The organism is Microbacterium sp. Leaf351 (genome assembly GCF_001423825.1).
Taxonomy (GTDB): domain Bacteria; phylum Actinomycetota; class Actinomycetes; order Actinomycetales; family Microbacteriaceae; genus Microbacterium; species Microbacterium ginsengisoli.
In genome coordinates this window covers 18326-19601 of the sequence record NZ_LMPK01000021.1, presented here as the reverse complement: position 1 = coordinate 19601, position 1276 = coordinate 18326, and the positions used below count along the sequence as shown (strand labels likewise).

Here is a 1276-nt window from a genome sequence, read left to right as displayed (position 1 = left end):
GGATGCCGCGATCGCATTGCGTTCGATGCACGGGATCTGCACGAGACCCCCGACCGGGTCGCACGTGAGGCCCAGATGGTGCTCCATGGCGATCTCGGCGGCGTTCTCGATCTGCCGGTTGGTGCCGCCCATCACGGCGGTGAGCCCGCCCGCTGCCATGGCGCACGCCGAGCCGACCTCGGCCTGGCAGCCACCCTCGGCTCCCGAGATCGAGGCGTTGGCCTTGAAGAGCGACCCGAGTGCTGTGGCGGTGAGCAGAAAACGACGGATGCCGCGGCGACGGTTCGCCTCGGCGACCACCGCGTCGTCAGCCGCCTCGGGAAGAGCGTGCGCGGCCTCGCCGGTGAAGCCGAGCAGCGCACTGCCGACCAGCTCGCCGTACGGCGTGACGGCGTTCCCCTGCCCGAGCCCGGAATCGGCGAGGAAGCGCCACCAGTACATCGCGACGGCGGGGACGATGCCCGCGGCGCCGTTGGTCGGTGCCGTGACGACGCGCCCGCCGGCGGCGTTCTCCTCGTTGACGGCGAGCGCGAAGGCGCCCAGCCACTCCCCCGGCAGCTCCCGGTGGCCGTCGGCCTCGGCGGCCTCGAGTTGCGATCTGATCGCGTCGGCGCGCCGGGCGACCCGCAGCATCCCGGGCAGCGTGCCGGTCGCGTGAAGACCCGCGTCGACGCACGCCGACATGGCGTCCCAGATGCGGTCGAGCCCCGCCGCCACCTCGGCCTCGCCGCGCAGCGCCTCCTCGTTGCGGCGGGCGAGTTCGGCGATCGTGAGGCCGTGCTCGTCGCAGAGCGCGAGCAGGGTCGCCGCGTCGCCGTAGGAGAACGGGAGCGCCGCCGGGGAGACCGCGGCATCCTCGCCCTCGCGTCGGATGAAACCGCCTCCCACCGAGTAATACGTGTCTGCGGCGATCGTGACACCGGCATCGCCGGAGGCGACGAGCGTCATCGCGTTCGGGTGCCCGGGGAGCCGTGTGCGCGGCGCGAAGGCGATGTCGGATGCCGCGAACGGCACGGGGTGGTGCCCGGCGAGCCGCAGCGGCTCACCCTCGGGGTACCGGCTCCACGCGTCGCGCACATCGGCGGGATCGACCGTCTCGGGGGCGAACCCGCGCAGCCCCGCGATGACAGCGTCGGGCGTGCCGTGACCGATGCCCGTCGCGCCGAGCGACCCGTAGAGCGTCACCGTCACTCGGCGCACCGCGGCGAGCTGGCCCGTGGCATCCAGCCGCAGCACGAAGTCGCGGGCGGCCCGCATCGGACCGACGGTGTGGGAG

The 1276-nt window shown here is 73.6% G+C and carries 1 protein-coding gene; it reads right to left on the bottom strand.

Annotated elements, in window-relative coordinates; all coding sequences use genetic code 11:
* The coding region (locus ASG00_RS07450; RefSeq protein ID WP_235559422.1) for an L-serine ammonia-lyase, iron-sulfur-dependent, subunit alpha at window positions 1–1276 on the bottom strand (1276 nt) is incomplete at both ends.